This window comes from Bacillus sp. SORGH_AS_0510 (assembly GCF_030818775.1).
In the GTDB taxonomy this organism is placed as follows: domain Bacteria; phylum Bacillota; class Bacilli; order Bacillales; family Cytobacillaceae; genus Neobacillus.
Window position 1 is genome coordinate 4,609,804 of sequence record NZ_JAUTAU010000001.1, and the last position, 19,329, is coordinate 4,629,132.

Genomic DNA, 19,329 nt, shown 5'->3' on the forward strand with positions numbered 1-19,329 from the left:
CATCATCCAGTTGGCTGTTTCTTTTTTTCAAAAATAGAGGAAAAGTACTTTCTGACCTGTCCTATTTTGTTGTCAGTCGAAGGTTTTGCAAATGGGCCATCCTCCAACCGTGAACTAACATCTAGTTTTGAATCGGGATCCATAAGTTCTGGAGAATACACTCTCTTCCCGCTCATAATGCAACGAATCGAACACGCTAACTCTTCGCTCGGGCTGTCCTTCAATAAATACCCTCTGACATCAGCCTTTAACGCACGCTCTTGATACCCATTCCTTGCAAAGGTAGTTAAAATAATGACCTTGCATCCAAGCGACTTCATAGCCTCTGCTGCATCTAGACCGCTCATTTTCGGCATCTCTATATCCATTAGACACACATCAGGCTGAAATTGTTGGACAAGTGAAAGCGCCTCTTCCCCGTTACGGGCTTGACCGACCACTTCCATATCTTCTTCCAAATCAAGCAGGGAACCCATGGCTGCAAGCAGCATTTCCTGATCCTCTGCTATGACAATTCGAATCATTAGGTTCTCTCCTTATCTGGCAGCTAGTTACATTTTTAAGAAAACCCCCAATACGGGGGTTTCTTTTTATACTTCAGGTTTTGCCTGAACAGAAATACGTTTTTTCGCAACTGCTCTAACCTCTTTAAAACTGACAAAATTCTTGTTATTTTCATCCCATAAGCGGAATCGAAGTGATTTTAAGCTTGTAGCAAGTGTAATTGTTGGTACGTTCTTTAACGGATCCGTAAGATTATGTGCCTCTTCAAGTTTGTAGTTAGGCACTCTTGGGCTTAAATGATGCACATGGTGGAAACCAATATTACCTGTCAACCATTGCAAAACTTTTGGAAGCTTGTAAAATGAACTTCCTTCCACTGCTGCTTTTACATATTCCCAATCCTTATCTTCTTCGAAATAAGAATCTTCAAACGTGTGCTGTACGTAGAACAACCAAATGCCTGCGGCACCTGAAATCATGAAAATCGAACCCTGTACCAAAAGAAATGACTGCCAGCCAATTGCCCAGCATAATAGCGCATATAATGCAACGATTAATATATTCGTTAAATAAGTGTTGTTGCGTTCCTTCTTTTTCGCACCTTTACGATTAAATCTATTTTTTAAAAGGAAAACATAAATCGGACCTAAACCAAACATTACCAATGGATTACGATAAAAACGATACGCTAATCGTAGGCTTAGCGGTGCTGCCAAATATTCATCGACTGTAAGTGTCCAAATATCACCTGTACCACGCTTGTCCAGGTTACCACTAGTTGCGTGATGCACAGAATGCTCATGTCCCCATTGGTCAAACGGGAAGACTGTTAAAACACCCATAATAGTCCCAACAAAACGGTTGGCACGGCGGTTTTTGAAAAAAGAGTGATGTGTACAGTCATGAAAGATAATGAACATTCGTACCAAAAACCCGGCAGCCAAAATGATTGGCACTAAAGCAAGCCAATAAGAAACAGAAAGACTAATATACGCTAGGTACCAAAGAATTACAAACGGAGCGACCGTATTAATGATTTGCCAAATACTTTCTTTTGTCGTTGATTTTTCAAATGGAGCCACTTGTTTTCGTAAATTTTTTGTATCTTGTAAGGTCATTTTTTTGAATTCCCTTCCTTTAATTGTGTTGTTAAAGTAAGTATAGTGGAATGTCATAGAGCTTGTTAGTATCAGGTGTCATGTACAGACCATGATAAATGTCATATATAAGGTGAAAATGTTGAAAACGGAGCCATTTTTCTGTTCGTATATTTTTATTTTTTCTAGTATAATGAACCAATTCAGCTATCGGTAAATAATTATTTCTTTTCGAGAAATCTTATAGATATGTCGGATAATCCAATAAGAAGAGGTTAGTTCATGAGTGAGAGAAGTTTTGAGGAATATCATTTAAGTGAAGAAATAAAGAGAGCACTATCTGTTTTAAAATACGAAGAACCGACAGAGGTTCAGGGTAAAGTCATCCCTTTAGCATTGAACAATCAAGATCTCGTTGTAAAGTCACAGACTGGTAGTGGCAAAACAGCTTCCTTCGCCATCCCCATTTGTGAAATGATTGATTGGGAAGAAAGAAAGCCGCAGGCCTTGGTTCTTACTCCAACAAGGGAGCTTGCCGTTCAAGTTCGTGAGGATATCACGAATATAGGAAGATTCAAAAGGATAAAAGCGCTCGCCGTTTACGGAAAAGAGCCTTTTTCAAAGCAACGAGAAGAATTAAAACAAAAGACTCATGTTGTTGTTGGTACCCCTGGCCGGGTCATGGACCATATTGACAGAGAAACCTTAGCTTTAGACGAAATAAAGTATCTGATTATTGATGAAGCAGATGAAATGCTGAACATGGGGTTTATTGATGAGGTAGAGGCTATCATTAAAGAACTCCCTGTAAACAGAGTAACGATGGTATTTTCCGCTACTTTGCCAAAGGATGTGGAAGCTCTCTGCCACCGGTACATGGAAAATCCAACTAACATTGAGATTGAGGCAACAGGTATGACAACGGATACCATTGAGCATCGTGTCTTGGAAGTGAAAGAGGAAGACAAGCTTTCATTACTAAAAGATGTGACCGTCGTTGAAAATCCGGACAGTTGCATTATTTTTTGTAACACAAAAGAGCATGTCGATACCGTCTATGCTGAATTGGACGGAGCCAATTATTCCTGTGAGAGACTCCATGGTGGACTTGAACAGCAGGATCGTTTTGCCGTGATGGATGGGTTTAAAATGGGGAACTTCCGTTATCTAATAGCTACTGATGTTGCGGCACGGGGTATTGATGTTGATAATGTATCGCTAGTTTTCAATTATGATGTGCCTATGGAAAAAGAAAGCTATGTCCACCGTACGGGTAGAACGGGTCGTGCGGGCAAGCAAGGAAAAGCATTTACATTTGTGACTCCGTATGAAGAGAAATTCCTTCGTGCCATTGAACGGTATGTTGGTTTTGAGATTCCAAGAATGGACGCTCCTACTCAAAGGGAAGTCGCTGGTGGAAAAGAAGCTTTTGAAGAAAAAATCAGCGGTCGCCGTGTGGTTAGAAACAATAAAACTGCTCGAATCAATCAGGGTATTATGAAACTTCATTTCAATGGTGGCAAAAAGAAGAAGCTTCGCGCAGTCGATTTCGTTGGGACCATTGCTAAAATCCCTGGCGTGACGGCAGATGATATCGGCATCATCACAATCCTTGATCAGATGTCTTATGTGGATATTCTTAACGGAAAAGGCTCACTCGTCATCCAGGCGATGGAGAATACACCTGTCAAAGGTAAGAAGTTGAGAGTGAGTAAGGCGATTAAATAATGTATTTTTAAAAGCGAACAGTGCTGTGTGCACTGTTCGCTCCTTTATTTACAAGTATTCCTTTAGTTTTGCCTTGGTTTCTTCGTCCGCAAAGGAAGCCTCCACACTGTCGAGATAAATCTTCTTATAATCCTCTTCACTCATGTTGAACTCATCAAATACAATCGTACATTCCTTAGCCATCGTTGTATCAGACACCGTTCTGTTATCAGTATTAACGGTTACCTTGATGCCATCCTTATGAAAATTATAAATAGGATGCTCGCTGTATTGGTCTACTGCTTTGGTTTGGACATTACTAGTTGGACACATTTCAAGGACTACTTGTTTATCCTTCACCACATCGTAAGCTTCCGCACAATCTTTAATAAAGACTCCGTGCCCGATTCTTTCTGCCCCTAGCATCTCAACCGCTTCAAGGACATTTTTCCCCACACCCGTTTCACCCGCATGAATCGTTACTCTATATCCATATTCTCTCGCTAAGGCAATTGGCTCAACGAAATCACTACAGAACCCTTCCTCTTCAGACGCGCATAAATCGATGGCCACAACTCCTTTTCCAAGGAATTGCTTCCCTTTTTCCACCACTTCAAATGCACTTTCAGCTGACATTGTCCGCATGCAGGATAGAATGATATTGCCATGGATATCGAACAATTCTTCAGCCTCTCTCATTCCATCGATGACACTTTGGATGATTACTTCAACCGTTAATCCCTTAACAGTATGAAGCAATGGAGCAAAACGAACCTCCATGTATTTCACATTTTCCTTTGCAGCATCTTCAAATAATTCAAAGGTAATTCTCTTTAAGTTCTCTTGTGACTGCATAACTAAATTTGGGAGAGCAAAACGCTTCAAGTATTCATCTAAAGATTCACAGTCTAACGGCGCAATCAGCTCTTGCTGGATCTCGTCTTTATCCATCGTTGGCAGGCCGATGCCATCTTTCTTAGCTATATCAATAATAGTTTCTGGTCTAAGGCTGCCATCTAAGTGGCAGTGTAATTCTATTTTAGGTAAGATAGTAAAATTCATAAGATGTAACCCCCTGTATATTTTTAGAGTAAAAAAAAATTCCTGACTACGAAGAAAATACACATACATGTACATTCTTCGTAATCAGGAATTATTGGTTCCTGGTAGAGACCCCCAAACCATATCTTTGGAGTTATACGAACTTTGCTTATTTCATTGAGTCAAGATTAATAGAGATTGTTTTGATTGTCAAGACCATTCCTCAAATTACCCAGTGGCCAATTTCCATTCTTCAGTGTTTTGTTTAGAATAGAGCTCTTTGTAGTATCCGTTCCGTTTCAATAGACTTTGATGGTTCCCGCTTTCTATAATTCTTCCATTTTTGACAACAAAAATCATATCAGCATTGAGGATCGTAGAGAGTCTATGAGCAATCATAATAATCGTCTTATCATTTTCGAATTGGTAAACGGATTCTTGAACCAGTTTTTCACTTTCATTATCTAGAGCACTAGTGGCTTCGTCTAAAATAATGATGGACGGATTTTTCAAGAAAACACGCGCAAGCGCCACTCTTTGTTTTTGTCCGCCTGAAAGCTTTACTCCTCTTTCACCAATTTCCGTATCGTAGCCATTTGCCAGTGCCGAAATAAAATCATGGGCAAAGGCCTTCTTGGTAGCCGTATAGATTTCTTCATCTGTCGCATCCAGCTTTGCCATTTTAATATTATCCTTAATCGACGTGCTGTAGAGAAAGTTATCCTGTGTGACAATCCCCATCTGCTCCCTCAAACTGGCGATGGAGTAATCCTTGATATTGACTCCATCGATAAGTACTTCCCCTTTGATAGCATCGTACATTCTCAACAGCAGTTGCAGGATGGTACTCTTACCACCTCCGCTCTCACCGACAAACGCATACGTTTTTCCTTTTTCAAGCGTCAATGATACGTTGTTAATAATATTATTTTTTCCATCATACGAAAAAGTGACATTATTTAGCTTAATAGATTGTGTAAACTGGTTTAATGGAACCGGGTTTTCTTTTTCTATGATGGTTGACGGTGTGTGGAAGAAATCAAAGATCCGTCCTAATGCCACGCTCCCCTCTGTAATGGCCGGGTACGCATTGACTAAAGCTGCCACCGGGCTTCGCATCTTATCAACATAAGAAAAAAAAGCAATTAGACTACCAACCGTTAAGCTTCCATCGATGACAAAAAGACTCGCCACGATTGCCACTATAAATGGGGTCATATCACTGAGGACATTGACAAGGGCTAACATGACTGCGTTTATTTTTGCATGTTGATCTGTCAGTTTATCAAAATGGTGTAAATGCTGATTCAACTCTTCTTTATCGCGTTTTTCTGCGGCAAATAATTTGGATAGAAAAGCGCCTTGGATTTTTTCAAAAATAAATCCGCTCATGACCGACCGGTACTTCATCATATTACGGGTGGACTGTTTAAACCTTTTTGATAGAAAGTGCGCTAGAATAAACTGGACACCCACCAATACTACCGATAGGATCGCTAACTTCACATTAAGGGTGAGCATCACCACGATAACAAACAGCAATACGACCATTTCAATCCAAACGTTACCGAATACTGCGGTTAAAAAGCCTCTTACTTTTTCAATATCATCAAAAAAACGTGTACCTATTTCACCGCTTTTGTTCTCAACAAAATATTTGGCATCCAAGGAATGGACCTTTTGAAAAGCGTCCTTTCGAAGCTGTTTGATGATGTTGTTGTTAGCCTTATGAATGCAAAACTGCCTTACATACTCCATGGGTGTCCGAATCAGAAGGAGTATCAGAATCATGCCTGCAGCAATGTACAAAAGCTGCTCTAGCATTTCCGACCGTGACAGGGATTCATTTTGAAGCAGCTGATCGAAGATATATTTTAAAATCAATGGAACGAACAAGGGAATCAGGAATCGAAACAGGCTCCCAACGAAGCCAATGAGATAATAGCGCCTCATTTGTTTAACATAGGGTAAAAATAACTTAAATTCTTTCATGAGATAAAACTCCTTTCATACGCGGACATAGGCATGACTCAAGCCTCGGATGTATGTGCTATACAACAGTAACCCGCGGTTATCCGATAGTTAACTAGCTTTATGCTTTCATTGTACGGTCAAATACTACCTTACAACCCGCATACTTTTGGTAACAGCCCCGCATGTTTTTGCAGGGTCCTTCGAAATCTTTGCAAAAAAATCCGCCATATGGCGGATTTAGTATATATCTCGATTTCACAGGTGGTTACATAGGCTGAATCAACTGTTGATACAAAAATTTAGCATCCTCTCCTACCCCTAAAAGCAAGGCTGAACCTCTGCGGTACTGCCAAGGCAATCCCAGGAAGTACAATCCTTCTATTTCCGTTACTCCTCTTTTATGTTGTACTTTATCGTTATGATCTAAAAGATTCGGAATTTCTACCCACGAGTAGTCCACTTTGAAACCAGTTGCCCAAATAATATTCTGCACGTTAATTGTTGACAGATCCTCAAACTGAATCTCATTTTTCATGATGGATCTTGTTCGGGACTTTAGGATTATCTTTTTGTCTTTTAATTTCTGTTTTAACTCAAAACCAAATATCGGATCGGGCTGACTTTGAACTTTTTTCCCAATAATGGAATCTCGATTGGCATGCAAAATACCGAGTATATCAAACCACCAAAAAATACTCTTACCCGCTATATTCAACGGAAGAAAACGTATCTTATGGCCAACGGATAAATATGTTTCATAATGGTTTGATAGTTCGACTGCTATTTGAGCGCCAGAATTGCCACCACCTACAACTAAAACAGGGCCATCATTTAGCTGAGCAGGGTTTTTATATTCAGAAGAATGGAGTTGAACTACTTGTAGTGGAAGCTCTTGTGCAAATGATGGAATTCTAGGAGTGTGAAAAGGGCCAGTAGCTATGACAACTTTCTTGGTTTTAATGATGGAGTCTGATGTTGCTATGATAAATGTATCGTTTTGTTTGTTGACTTTTTGGACATCGCACGAAAATTCTATAGGTAAATCAAAAGTTTTAGCATAATGTTCTAAGTAATCGGCAATTTCATCTTTGGTTGGAAACCCTGATGGATCGCCCTTTAAAGTCAATCCAGGCAGCGCACTGTATGACCTTGGTGTAAATAAGACAAGTGAGTTATACCGATTCCGCCAGACATCACCGGCGCTGTTATTGCTATCTACTATTTTAAAAGATAAAGAGGATTGCTTGAGGAAATAGCCCATGGATAAACCTGCCTGCCCTGCACCGACCACAACCACATCGTAAATCATATATATCACTCCTTTTTGAGCACGTTCGGATACCGTTATTTATACTATTATACTATTTTTTCCAAATTATAAAAAACTACTGGACGTTCCCAGTAGTTTCACTGCTTAAATCGGATTCATTACGTATGGATAAACCAAGGTAGCAGCGGTTGTTCTTGCAGCGCCTTCTCCCATTAGCCCCCCTACGAGATGGAGCGACATATCGATTCCTGCTGATTGGCTATGCTTATTCTTTTATCTCTATTACAAACGGGAACGCTCTTACTGTTCCATTTTGTTTAAACTCCGCCCAAATCTTGTAGATACCAGGCTTTTCAAAGGTTGTTTCAAAGATGGGCTCCTTCTCATTTGACGGATGAACATGAAGAAACTCTTTACCGTATTCATCAAGAATCACAACATGACCCATTGCCCCTAAATAGGGAGTCAAATTCGTTTGGTCTAAGTCGAAGGATAGTGTTACAGGTTCTCCGACCTTAAATGTACTGACCTCTAATGTGACCGTTTCTCCATCTACCTTTTTGCTAAAGGTTGTGTCTGGGATCAGCTCATGCCCGTGTGTTGAAGCGCTTGGATTACCCACGATAAAGGAAACAGGCTCTACTTTATATGCGAAATTCTTCGGTTTTATATCAATAAAGGCTTTATAAAACCCTTCTGGAAGATTGTTTTCAATCGTGAACTCACCTTTGCCAGTTCTCTCTGGGTGCACGTGGTAATACTTCTGCAGCTGTTCATCGACGATAATGAGATGCAACTCCTTCTCATGATTGATTTCCAGCTCGTCTACCGGATTTCCCGCTTTGTCCTTTAAGAAAATACTAATTGTCTTTTGATCATTTAGTACAAATGCATTGATCTCACTACCCTCATGGTTCGTTTCAGAAGAGGCTCCATGAGCATGGCCGCCGCTGTCACCACTTTCTCCCGTTTCATTGTGAGCTTCCTCATCCATTTTCATAGCTTGCTTTCCGTGCTCCTCAGTCTGAGCCGCCGTATTTTTATCCTCAGCAAACCATTTATCATATGCCTCAAATCCAAGGATCACGACCGTCACATAGAGAATCCCTGCTAATGCCCACTTAATCATGCCATCCACTCCTATTTTTGGGGACAGTCCCCCGCTGCTTTAAAGCAGTGGGGGACTGTCCCCAATTTTTACACACTTCTTAATGCATCTATCGGGTTCAGCTTTGATGCTTTTCTTGCTGGCGCAATGCCAAAAATAATACCGATGCCTGCAGAGAAGCCTAGTGCCAACAATACGGTATAGGTTGATAGCGCGAAGCTTGCGCCAATTAGTGTGCATACTCCCAAGGCAATTAACACGCCTAGCAAGAAGCCTATGGCTCCGCCAAAGAGTGACAAGAATACCGCTTCTAGTAAAAACTGCTGTTGAATCCGTTTTGGTTCTGCACCGAGGGCCTTCCTTAATCCAATTTCTGTGGTTCTTTCAGTTACAGACACCAGCATCATGTTCATGATTCCAATTCCACCCACGACCAGCGAAATGGATGCGATTCCTCCAAGCATAAGAGATAGCATTGTAGTGATCTTATTAAACGATGCCAACATATCCTGCATATTCATCACGGTAAAACTATTATCCTTGTAATTGAACGCCTGTTTTAAGACTGCTTCAATATCTTCCGTTATTTTTTCAGAATGATTGGAGTTACCCATATATACGTCCACACTAGAAATATATCCTGTTTCAAGAATGCTCATTGAGGTGGTGTAAGGTATGATGACTGCATCGTTATTCGAGGAATCTGAAAAGCTATTAGATTTCTGAAGGGTTCCGATGACCGTGTAAGTGACACCAGAAATTAGCAGCTTTTTACCCACGGGGTCTTCTCCCCAAAATAAATCGTTTGCTATATTGGCGCCAATAAGGCAAACGTTATTTTTATTTTCGATATCAAGAATCGTTAGTCCTCTTCCCGTTTCAACCAAGTCTTTATTCTTTGAAAAATACACATCATTCTTACCCTGAACTGAGACATCTGTTTTTTCATTACCGTTATATACAACCGTAGTACTTCCTGAAAGAGTAGGAGAAACGCCAGCGACATCCTCGATTTCCGCAAGCTTTTGAATGTCACTGTCAATTAACCCCTGCTTTAAGGGTGTCCCCATTGCTTGAACCGTTATTTTATCTGCACCAAAGGAGGAAAACTCACTTGTCATTCCATTCATCGCACCTTTAACTATAGTGATCAATGCAATAATGGATGCGACACCAATCACAATTCCCAACATGGTAAGGAAGGAGCGCATTTTGTTATGGATGAGATTCATCCATGACATCTTAAGATTCTCCTTAAACATATACAGGCTCCTCTCTCAGTTTGCCGTCTAAAATGTGAACAATCCTGCTAGCATTTTTGGCAATCTCGATATCATGTGTAATCATTATGATGGTTTTTCCTTCTTGATGAAGCTCATGAAAAAGCTCCATAATTTGCTGACCCGTTTTTTGATCCAGCGCTCCAGTTGGTTCATCTGCCAATAATATAGTGGGTTCCGTTACCATCGCTCTTGCAATAGCCACCCTCTGCTGTTGTCCTCCAGAGAGCTGATTCGGCCGGTTTTGTAATTTTTCACCGAGCCCCACTCTAATGAGCATTTCACTGGCCCTCCGTCTTCTTTCCTTTTCAGCCACCCCCGCATATATAAGAGGCAGCTCCACATTTTGAATGGCACTCAGTCTAGGAAGAAGTTGAAATTGTTGAAACACAAATCCAACCTCCTTGTTACGAATCGCTGCCAACTCAGATTCACCTAGCTCATCAACCTTTTGATTCGATAAAAAATAATCTCCGTTTGTCGGTGAATCGAGACAACCGATCAAGTTCATCAGTGTGGACTTTCCTGAACCTGAAGGTCCTAAAATCGCGACAAAATCCCCTCTATTTACTGTTAGATTAATATTATTTAAAACGACTTGTTCTTCCTCACCCATTACATAGGTTTTGATTATTCCATTCATGTTAAGAATTTGCTCACTCATTATTAGTTCCCTCCCTGCATCATGTCTGCATGAGAAACCTCTTTATCAGCAGTTGAAATGATGACCTCGTCACCAACACTTACTCCATCTTTTATCTCAATCGTCGTTCCGTCGTTCATACCGGGTTGAACATACTTTTTCTTCGTCATTCCTTTTTCTAATGGAATGACTACGTACGGTTTATTTTTACTATCAAATTGAATGGCTTTCATGGATAAGGTAACTACACCCTTTGCATGTTGCTTTAATATTTTCGCCTCTGTACTCATTCCGACTTTGATTGCTTCGTCTTTAGCAAGATCAATGGTTGCGGTAAAATAGGAAACCCCATTTTCATTGGTTGCTTCTTTTGAAATGGTAGAAACTGTTCCTTTTATTTCTTTTTCAAGCGCATTGATTGTTACATTGACCTCTTGACCTACTTTTAAATATTTTAGGTCGTATTCATCTACCTTTACGTTTGTTTGTAAAACCGAATAGTTAACGATATCGAGCAGTTGGGCCCCAGCCATCACCTGCGTGTTTTTCTCCACATGGATTTTCGAAATCTCCCCGTCTAATGTAGCCTTTATTTTGTCTCCCTGTTTCGTTATCACCAATACGTCTCCATTTTTTATTTGGTCGCCAACTTTAACTTTAATTTCTTTAATTTGAATGGCCTCTTCACTCGTAATTGTCTTCCTGTTTTTTGCTTCTACTGCTCCGGAAAAGCTGTAATAGGTAGTAATGTCACCCGTTTGTGCTTTTTCTTTTTCAACGTTGCCTAATCCCTTCGGCGTAAAAAACACCGCTGAAATCATTGAGGCAACAATGATCCCTACAATCGACCAAATCACGATCTTTTTCTTGCTCTTCTTTTTTTGCTTTGTATTCATTTTTCCAACCTCCGATTGTATTATTGTCCTTATTCCGTAATCCGACTAAGTTTTTTAACATTTATTGGATGATTACATTGTACGGAGTTTCCAATCCTTCAAAACCGCAGACTTTAGGAGACCCCACGCAGAATTTTGTGGTAACACCGCATGTCTTTCGCAATATTCGGAATTACTCCAGAAATGCGCAAAAAAACCTTAACTCGACAGGTTAAGGTTTTTACATATGGATTGTATTTTTCTTCTGAACTTGTTGGGACCATAACACGGCGCCACCAACAATGATTACGGCAACTAGCAGGATAATTAAATACCGCGGTAAGAACAATACCGCTATCGCAAACCAACCAAACAGAAGCAAGAGCGGGCTGGTTGCTCTAAGTAACATATAAGAAAATCTCGACCAGCCAGATCGAATAAACGGTGTGGCTTCCAATAATAAAATGGTTGGGTTCATAATGATTCCATAAATAAGCGGGATCGCTATATAATTTGGAAAATCCATACCCATACATTTGCCAATGAGATAGATTAATCCAGCGCTCAATGCCTGCATGAAATAATCAATGTGCGCAGATTTTAGTTTCTTGGGGTTGGTAAACGTTTTTCTCAATAAAGGATTCTTTTGATAATGAACAGCTGCTAGCGGCAGCGACAGTACCAGCCCGATCATAAAGGAGAATAAACCCCATTGCAGAATAACAACATTCATTTTGTTTCATCCTTTCAATTATTGTTTTAATAAAACCTCATGATGAAAAAAGCCACAATAAAATCAAACACAGCACACAATGGTGGAAACCACCTTACAACACTCGTTTTTATCAATTTAGGATGGTGTAGCATATCCCATATTCCGTGAAGAATGAAGCCTACCCCAACCCAAATAGGAGAGTACAGCAAGCCCAATAAGGCAAAATTAAAAAGCACCAACGACACTGCAAATTCAACAGATATCCATTTTATGCGTGAATCTGACAGTGCAGCTCCTGCATAAACGCACGCTGTATAAGCAAGAAAAAGAGTAAATAATTGATACGATACCGGCATTGTAAATGTGTAAAACAATCTAATAGTTAGCAATGCTAATAGCACACCTGTAACTATATTTCTTAAATTTGAATTCATTACCAAAACCTCCTTTGCTAATATGTAACCATCATATTCCAGGAAAGGTCTTCCTTTCGCGCAAACAATGAAGTCAAACACGCAAAAAATTGAGGGTCCCCCGAACTACGCCTCCTTTTTTGCACAAAAAAGCCAGGCATTTAGCCTGGCTCTGGTATTTCCCTTTCGAATTATGTGTTAATTACCTCTTGAAGTACCTTTAAAATTACCATTTTTATATGATTCCCTTTTTACTCGTCACTTTCGATGTTTTACTTGTCTAAAGTATGATTTATTCGTCTATTTTCTATTTTACTCGTCAAAAAACCCATTTTACTTGCCAACTACTACACTACACCCACGCCTCAATAAAACAACACCACAATTATCAAAGAATGTGGTGCAACAGAATTATATACTTTCTTATCTTTTAAAAAAATAGCCGGTAGTCACCGGCTTCCTTCGTCAAATTAATATAAATCTTCATTTGGTAAAATACCTAAAGCTTTAGACTTTTTAATGGCTTCCACCCGGGAATTCACATTTAGTTTTTGAAATAGTTCTGTCAAACTGTATTCTAATGATCGCTGACTAATTAATAGTGTTTTAGATATCTCTTTGTTACTATGTCCCTTTGCCAATTCGCGGAGTAGTGTTTCTTCCTTTTTACCTATCGTGGTCTTTTCATTTGTCTTATCCCCTTGAACCACAATCTCCTGACGTCTAAGCTGTTTTAATAGATGCATAGGAACGATGGCTTCCTTCCTTGCTGCACTGCGAATGGACTGAACCAATTGCTCCCGTGTTGATGTTTTCGCAACAAAACCGGATACCCCTGAATCCATCAGCAAATTAAAATGCGGGGCAATATCAAATCCGGAATAGATTAATATCACGGCATCGGGAACATCCTCGAGCACTTTCCGTGTTAAATCAGCCCCATTGATATTAGGCATATACAAGTCAAAAAGAATCACATCAAATGTCTTCAAACGAACTAAGTCTGGGACACAATACACGTCCGTTTCAATGGTAACATTCATATCCGGCTCTGCCTCTATCAACATTTTTGTCCCTTCGACGACTGACCGATGATCATCAACCAACAATATTTCCATAGTAATCACCTTTTTGCTTTGTTGTAGTTGGCAGGGTAATATTCACGTGAAAACCTTGCCCTGTTGCGGAATGTACACTTATCTCTCCATCTAAACTAAGAACTCTGTTTTCAATACCGGCAATACCCATATGTTTAAAGGAGCCTTCCATTCCAGATAAATCTACTCCAACCCCATTATCATCATAAGAAAAATAAACCTTTTCCTGATTACTTGCCAGCTTCATGGTAACTTTCGATGCCTTTGAGTGTTTCGTTGCATTATTTAATAGTTCTTGAACAATTCGATATATCCCTAAAATTTGGTCTTCATGAAGAGAGGTTTGCATGCTTACAGAATCAAATTCTATCTCATAATTGGAAAACATCCGTGCATATGAAAAGAGGCTCTTTAATGATTCTACTAATCCCATTTTCAGAAGAAATGGGGGTCGTAACTCATTACAGGTAATGCGAATTTGATGAATTGCATCCAATAAACCCTCCTCAATTTGCACCAATTCTTCTTTAATCTCCTTGTTTAATAAAGAAGTTGAACGAAGGGATTCAAGCTTGCGATACCAGATAATGAGATCTTGCAAAACGGTGTCATGCAAGTCACTCGACAGGGACGCTCTTTCTTTTTCTGACAGTCTAAATAAAAGTCGTAACATCCATTTAGGCGTTTCATTATAAGTAGCCAAATCCTCCATGCGTTTCATTAGGTCTTCAATGAATTGAAGATTATCATAGAGAATCGTAACATAGTGAACAGCTGTTTCGAGCCACTCCTCTTCCATTTTAAGCAAGACTTCCTTGAAGCGAATCCTTAGGTATATGAGCTGTTCTTTCTCACCAATTTTAATCCACTTCTCATGCAAATCTCCGTCATACGGTTCTTGACCTCTTGGTATTTCTTCAATGGAAGCATCCGTCACGGGTAAGACACTCTGTACCTCATCGATAAGCCGACTTTCTAAGTCTGATACCTTCATAACATTGGCAAGGTCATTAGAAAAACGATTAATACTTTGCTGGAGCGTTTTGTATCTTTCTTCGCTTAAGATGAGTTCCCGCTCCTCCTGTTTCCGTTCCGTAATATCCTTAACGATTCCATGGACACCATTTAGTTCTCCAAAAAGAAAGATAGGCACAAAGGTAATGTGGACAATTCGTTCACCAATAGTAGACCGAACAATTCGGCATTCCACATCTCCTGGCTCTCTCCTTTGGATCACGTCAGAAAGAACTTGAAACACTGGTAAATGATCTTCATCATGAATTAACCCGATAAAACAACGATCTGGCAGCTGTTCCATTTGAATACCAGTTATTTTTTCAAAAGCCTGGTTGGCATTTACAAAATTCGCTTGTAAATCGATTGAAAATACCCCATCTAAATTGTTCTCAAATAAGGACTTATACCTTTGCTCGCTTTCTTCAATCACAAGCTCCGACCGTTTTTTCTCCGTGATGTCTAAAATTATGCTATCAAGTCGTTCTACTGCTCCTGTCTTATCGAGGTAGGGTTGGACGATTAACTGACCCCATTTTGTTTCTTTTTCCATATGGATAAAACGAATGAGTTTGTTCACGGGTAATCCCTTGTCTAACGTTTCTTTTGCTTCCCCCATGAGCATACGATTATCATCAGGGTGAATGTGGTCATGCATACGAATCGGTCTATTCATGAGTTCATGCCTGGGAATACCTGATATTTTTTCAATACTTTCAGAACAAAAGGTTAAATAGCTAAAATCCTTATCTGTTGACCAAACTGCTGCATTCACGCTTTCGAGGATATTTTCCAGGAGCTGCTCTGCCATTTTCCGCTCGGTTACATCTCTTACGACAGCTACCACATACTTTACATTCCCAAAACTATCTAGTACGGGTTTGACTTTTGTTTCAGCATACAGGGTAGACCCCTGGGAATGGATCACGCGATATTCCAATGTGACTTGCATCTTCGTTTGAACCACCTGAAGATGTTTGGACCGAACATAGTCTCTGTCTTCTGGATGAATGATATTAAATGCATCCATCCCCTCGTATTGGTCAATGGTGTAACCTACTAACGATTCTATGGATGGCGAAACATATCGGACAATTGATTTATTATCAACCATGACGATCGCATCTGTCATGTTATCGGCGATAATTTTGTACTTTACACCCTCACTTAGAACATCATCACTGCTATTGTAATTCTGACCTTTATCCACCGGCACTTCCCCTTTCCCAAATACACCTACCAATATCATCCTATTTATCATTATTATAATCGAGGATGAATCTATCACACACGCAAAAATATGGGGAAAGTCCGCAATTTATGTATGGATACCAAGTTTAAAACTCCAATTAATAAAGTCATTCTTGAAGGGAATACTACTCCTATTTAGTTAAAATGTGGGAGGATTGAAAGTGACGAGAGAAAATGCCTTATCCATTTTCGCTTTAGGCGGAATTAATGAAATCGGAAAAAACATGTATGTTGTTCAGTACGGAGACGACATTGTGATTATCGACTGCGGTGGAAAGTTTCCTGATGAAAGTCTACTTGGAATTGATTTGATTATCCCAGATATTACTTATTTAGAAGAAAACAGGGAGAAAATACGCGCTTTAGTGGTGACCCATGGCCATGAGGATCATATCGGCGGTGTTCCTTATTTTTTTAAAAAATTAAACGTCCCTATCTATGCCACCAACTTCACCTTAGGTTTAATCGAATTAAAGTTAGATGAGCACCGATTAATGCGGGATACAAAACTCATCCCTGTTAATGCGGATTCAAAACTCGAGTTCGGGCAAGTCCAAGTGTCCTTTTTTAAAGTAAGCCACAGTATTCCTGACTGTCTTGGAATTGTTTTTCATACACCAGAGGGAAATGTGGTACATACTGGAGACTTCAAATTCGACTTGACTCCTGCCAATAATCAATATGCAGATATTCATAAAATGGCGGAAATCGGCCGCCAGGGTGTCTTGGCTCTTATTTCAGAAAGCACCAATGCCGAACGGACTGGGCTTACTCCATCCGAACGAATGGTAGGCAGTCATATGGATGAAGCTTTCATGAAGGCGGATGGGAAAATAATTGTTTCCACCTTTGCCTCAAATGTGAATCGCGTACAGCAGGTAGTTGATGCAGCCATCAAGACGAATCGGAAGCTGGCATTGCTTGGCCGGAGTATGGTCAATGTAGTGGATGTTGCGATTGAACGGGGATATTTAACGCTACCAGAAGGAATGTTGATTGAGCCACGTGAGGTCGACCAGTTATCTCCCGAAAAGGTGGCCATCCTTTGTACAGGAAGTCAAGGGGAACCAATGGCCGCACTTGCCCGACTTTCTAGCGGCAATTACCGGGATGTCTCTATTTACCCAGGTGATACGGTTGTTTTAGCCGCCTCCCCTATACCAGGGAACGAAAAGGATGTATCTAAAATCATCGACAACCTCTTTCAACTTGGAGCGAATGTGATTTATGGATCGGGGAGCACTACAGGCATGCATGTTTCTGGACATGGCTATCAGGAGGACTTGAAGCTGATGCTAACATTAATGCAGCCTACTTATTTCATTCCCATTCACGGGGAATATCGCATGCTGCACCATCATCGTTTATTAGCCGAATCCATTGGGGTTGAGAAAAACAATACCTTTATTATTAAAAATGGCGATGTTGTCGATATTGAAAACGGAGTGGCACGCCAGACACGAAGAGTACCAGCAGGTGATACTTACGTCGACGGCATAAGTGTTGGCGATGTTGGGGCGATTGTGTTGAGAGACCGGAAGCAGTTATCTGAAGATGGAATGGTCGTTATTGTTCTAACGTTAAGCAAAGCAGAGCGAAAAATCATTTCAGGTCCAGATACCATTACTCGGGGGTTTGTATTCGTAAAAAACTCAGAAGACCTCATCAAAGAAGTGAACCAGCTTGTTAGAAAGACAGTCAATGATCTACAAGAAGAAAATATTCGCCAATGGAATGTGATCAAACAAAATATCAAAAAGGCAGTCGGCCAATACCTTTTCGCACAAACCAAAAGAAAGCCAATGATCCTGCCTATTATTATTGAAATATAAAAGGTGTCAGGCACCATTGTGAAAAGTTCACATGGTGCCTGACACCCTTTCTTTAATCACTTAATCTAGAGAACCCACGGTTTGAAATACTTCTGTTGATTCTGGAGTGACGTAAATTGTGCGGCTTGGGAATGCAACTTCTACGCCCTCTTCCTCTAAGATCCCCATAATTTGCAAGTTGATATCATGTTTGATTCTTACGTGTTCTGCCCAAACGATTGTATTGGTGAAGAAATAGATAAGAATATCGAGACTGCTTTCATTATAATGATCGAATGCAACCATGATCGTATCGGGATGAATATCCTCATGATTCTTTAACATCTCTTCGATTTGTTGAACCACTCTTACAATTTGGTCTTTAGTGGTTCTATAGTTAATACCTAAGTGGAAATTGATCCGTCGTTTGCCCATACGGCTCCAGTTGGTAATCGGTTCGTTTGCCAAGGTTGAATTCGGAACGGTAACGAGTGCCTGACTAAACGTTCTCACCTTCGTGCTCCGAAAGTTAATATCCTCTACTGTCCCCTCCACGCTCGGTGTTAAAATCCATTCTCCAATTGAAAAAGGTTTCTCTGTGACAATGACGATTCCGCCAATCAGATTTCCTACCGCTTCTTTAGCAGCCAAAGCAAATGCCAGACCCCCTAATCCAAGACCGGCAACCAAGCCATTAACGTCATAATTAAACTCCTGACCGATAATTGTAATACTAATTGCAATCAGGATGACACGGATGGTTCTTGAAATAAACGGGAGAAGTATTAAATCAATTTTATTGTTAATCTTCTGGTTCACACTGATTAAAATCCCCGATGTAGGAGAGGACAAATTAAATAATCCCCATGTTATTAACACAATGACCATCGAACGTAAAAATTTTAAAAATAACGCATTATGTTGTTCGACAAACGGGAAATAATCCATTGCCACATACAAACCTACAATAATAAATGCCCATCCTAAAGGACGTTCGAAACTTAAAAAGATTTGCGTAAAGAAATCAGTTGGTGTCTTCCTAGACAGCTTTAAAATCAACTGAAACACATACTTAGTAAATAGATTTCTAAATAGAATAAACAACAGCAAAATCCCTATAGAAATTCCTAGATTTTCTAACATATCATAGTCTAATGCTGACATTGAAATAGCCAATACAAATGAATCCATAGACATTCTAAAAATACCTCTCTTTTATTACTTTTTTAAAACAATACATCCACATATCTTAAAGCTTAAAATTAATTATTTGAATACGGCAAAAGTCATGATTTATTCATAGAGCAGAGGCTTATTAACCCTTCTAATCTAGACCGGTTCGCTGGTTTTCCATCAGCTTCGGGCGTTATGAACCTCTCTTATCTACCGACTCACTGGTTTTCCATCGGCTTCGGGCGTTATGAACCTCTCTTATCTACCGGCTCGCTGGTTTTCCATCAGCTTCGGGCGTTATAGACCTCTTTTATCTACCGGCTCGCTGGTTTTTCATCAGCTTCGGGCGTTATGAA

The 19,329-nt window shown here is 40.0% G+C and carries 16 protein-coding genes and 1 riboswitch; of the genes, 2 read left to right on the plus strand and 14 right to left on the minus strand.

All coding sequences use genetic code 11. The annotated features are described in order from the left end of the window. Positions 1-2: 2 nt before the first annotated feature. Both QE429_RS23440 and desA read right to left on the minus strand, forming a co-directional pair. On the minus strand, positions 3-524 hold the full coding sequence (locus tag QE429_RS23440) for a response regulator (protein WP_307290434.1): 522 nt from the start codon (positions 522-524) through the stop codon (positions 3-5). Between the two features lie 66 nt (positions 525-590). After that, positions 591-1,622, minus strand: a complete 1,032-nt coding sequence (gene desA, locus QE429_RS23445) for a Delta(5) desaturase DesA (RefSeq protein ID WP_307290436.1) — start codon at positions 1,620-1,622, stop codon at positions 591-593. Between the two features lie 261 nt (positions 1,623-1,883). Here desA and QE429_RS23450 point away from each other — a divergent pair, with 261 nt between their 5' ends. Further along, positions 1,884-3,329, plus strand: coding sequence for a DEAD/DEAH box helicase (locus tag QE429_RS23450; protein ID WP_307290437.1), 1,446 nt, complete (start codon positions 1,884-1,886; stop codon positions 3,327-3,329). Positions 3,330-3,377: 48 nt separating this feature from the next. Here QE429_RS23450 and add read toward each other — a convergent pair whose 3' ends face one another. The 11 genes from add to QE429_RS23505 form a co-directional block, all read right to left on the minus strand. After that, positions 3,378-4,370, minus strand: coding sequence for an adenosine deaminase (gene add / locus QE429_RS23455; RefSeq protein WP_307290438.1), 993 nt, complete (start codon positions 4,368-4,370; stop codon positions 3,378-3,380). A gap of 61 nt (positions 4,371-4,431) precedes the next feature. After that, positions 4,432-4,531: riboswitch (purine riboswitch) on the minus strand. Between the two features lie 46 nt (positions 4,532-4,577). Next, positions 4,578-6,341: an ABC transporter ATP-binding protein gene (locus tag QE429_RS23460; protein WP_307290439.1), complete on the minus strand. Its 1,764-nt coding sequence runs from the start codon at positions 6,339-6,341 to the stop codon at positions 4,578-4,580. Between the two features lie 247 nt (positions 6,342-6,588). After that, a complete protein-coding gene (locus QE429_RS23465; RefSeq protein WP_373463222.1) occupies positions 6,589-7,632 on the minus strand; it encodes a flavin-containing monooxygenase in 1,044 nt (347 codons plus the stop codon). A gap of 226 nt (positions 7,633-7,858) precedes the next feature. Next, positions 7,859-8,722: a hypothetical protein gene (locus QE429_RS23470; RefSeq protein WP_307290440.1), complete on the minus strand. Its 864-nt coding sequence runs from the start codon at positions 8,720-8,722 to the stop codon at positions 7,859-7,861. 68 nt (positions 8,723-8,790) lie between these two features. Then, positions 8,791-9,942: an ABC transporter permease gene (locus tag QE429_RS23475; RefSeq protein WP_307290442.1), complete on the minus strand. Its 1,152-nt coding sequence runs from the start codon at positions 9,940-9,942 to the stop codon at positions 8,791-8,793. A gap of 13 nt (positions 9,943-9,955) precedes the next feature. Then, on the minus strand, positions 9,956-10,633 hold the full coding sequence (locus tag QE429_RS23480) for an ABC transporter ATP-binding protein (protein WP_373463280.1): 678 nt from the start codon (positions 10,631-10,633) through the stop codon (positions 9,956-9,958). 14 nt (positions 10,634-10,647) lie between these two features. After that, positions 10,648-11,520: an efflux RND transporter periplasmic adaptor subunit gene (locus QE429_RS23485; protein ID WP_307290446.1), complete on the minus strand. Its 873-nt coding sequence runs from the start codon at positions 11,518-11,520 to the stop codon at positions 10,648-10,650. Between the two features lie 220 nt (positions 11,521-11,740). Further along, the gene (locus tag QE429_RS23490) at positions 11,741-12,232 is read right to left on the minus strand and encodes a hypothetical protein (RefSeq protein ID WP_307290447.1); all 492 of its coding nucleotides are present in this window, start codon (positions 12,230-12,232) and stop codon (positions 11,741-11,743) included. A 26-nt stretch (positions 12,233-12,258) separates the two neighbouring features. Then, a complete protein-coding gene (locus QE429_RS23495; RefSeq protein WP_307290450.1) occupies positions 12,259-12,648 on the minus strand; it encodes a DUF6010 family protein in 390 nt (129 codons plus the stop codon). A 449-nt stretch (positions 12,649-13,097) separates the two neighbouring features. Then, on the minus strand, positions 13,098-13,745 hold the full coding sequence (locus QE429_RS23500; RefSeq protein WP_307290452.1) for a response regulator transcription factor: 648 nt from the start codon (positions 13,743-13,745) through the stop codon (positions 13,098-13,100). Continuing rightward, a complete protein-coding gene (locus QE429_RS23505) occupies positions 13,726-15,948 on the minus strand; it encodes a sensor histidine kinase (RefSeq protein ID WP_307290454.1) in 2,223 nt (740 codons plus the stop codon). The genes QE429_RS23500 and QE429_RS23505 overlap by 20 nt, the downstream gene beginning before the upstream one ends. 202 nt (positions 15,949-16,150) lie before the next feature. Here QE429_RS23505 and QE429_RS23510 point away from each other — a divergent pair, with 202 nt between their 5' ends. Then, positions 16,151-17,821 (plus strand): ribonuclease J, encoded by a 1,671-nt coding sequence (locus QE429_RS23510; protein WP_373463223.1) that lies wholly within the window; start codon positions 16,151-16,153, stop codon positions 17,819-17,821. 60 nt (positions 17,822-17,881) lie between these two features. Here the strand turns inward: QE429_RS23510 and QE429_RS23515 are convergent, their stop codons facing one another. After that, the gene (locus QE429_RS23515) at positions 17,882-18,997 is read right to left on the minus strand and encodes a mechanosensitive ion channel family protein (protein WP_307290457.1); all 1,116 of its coding nucleotides are present in this window, start codon (positions 18,995-18,997) and stop codon (positions 17,882-17,884) included. Positions 18,998-19,329: the final 332 nt, after the last annotated feature.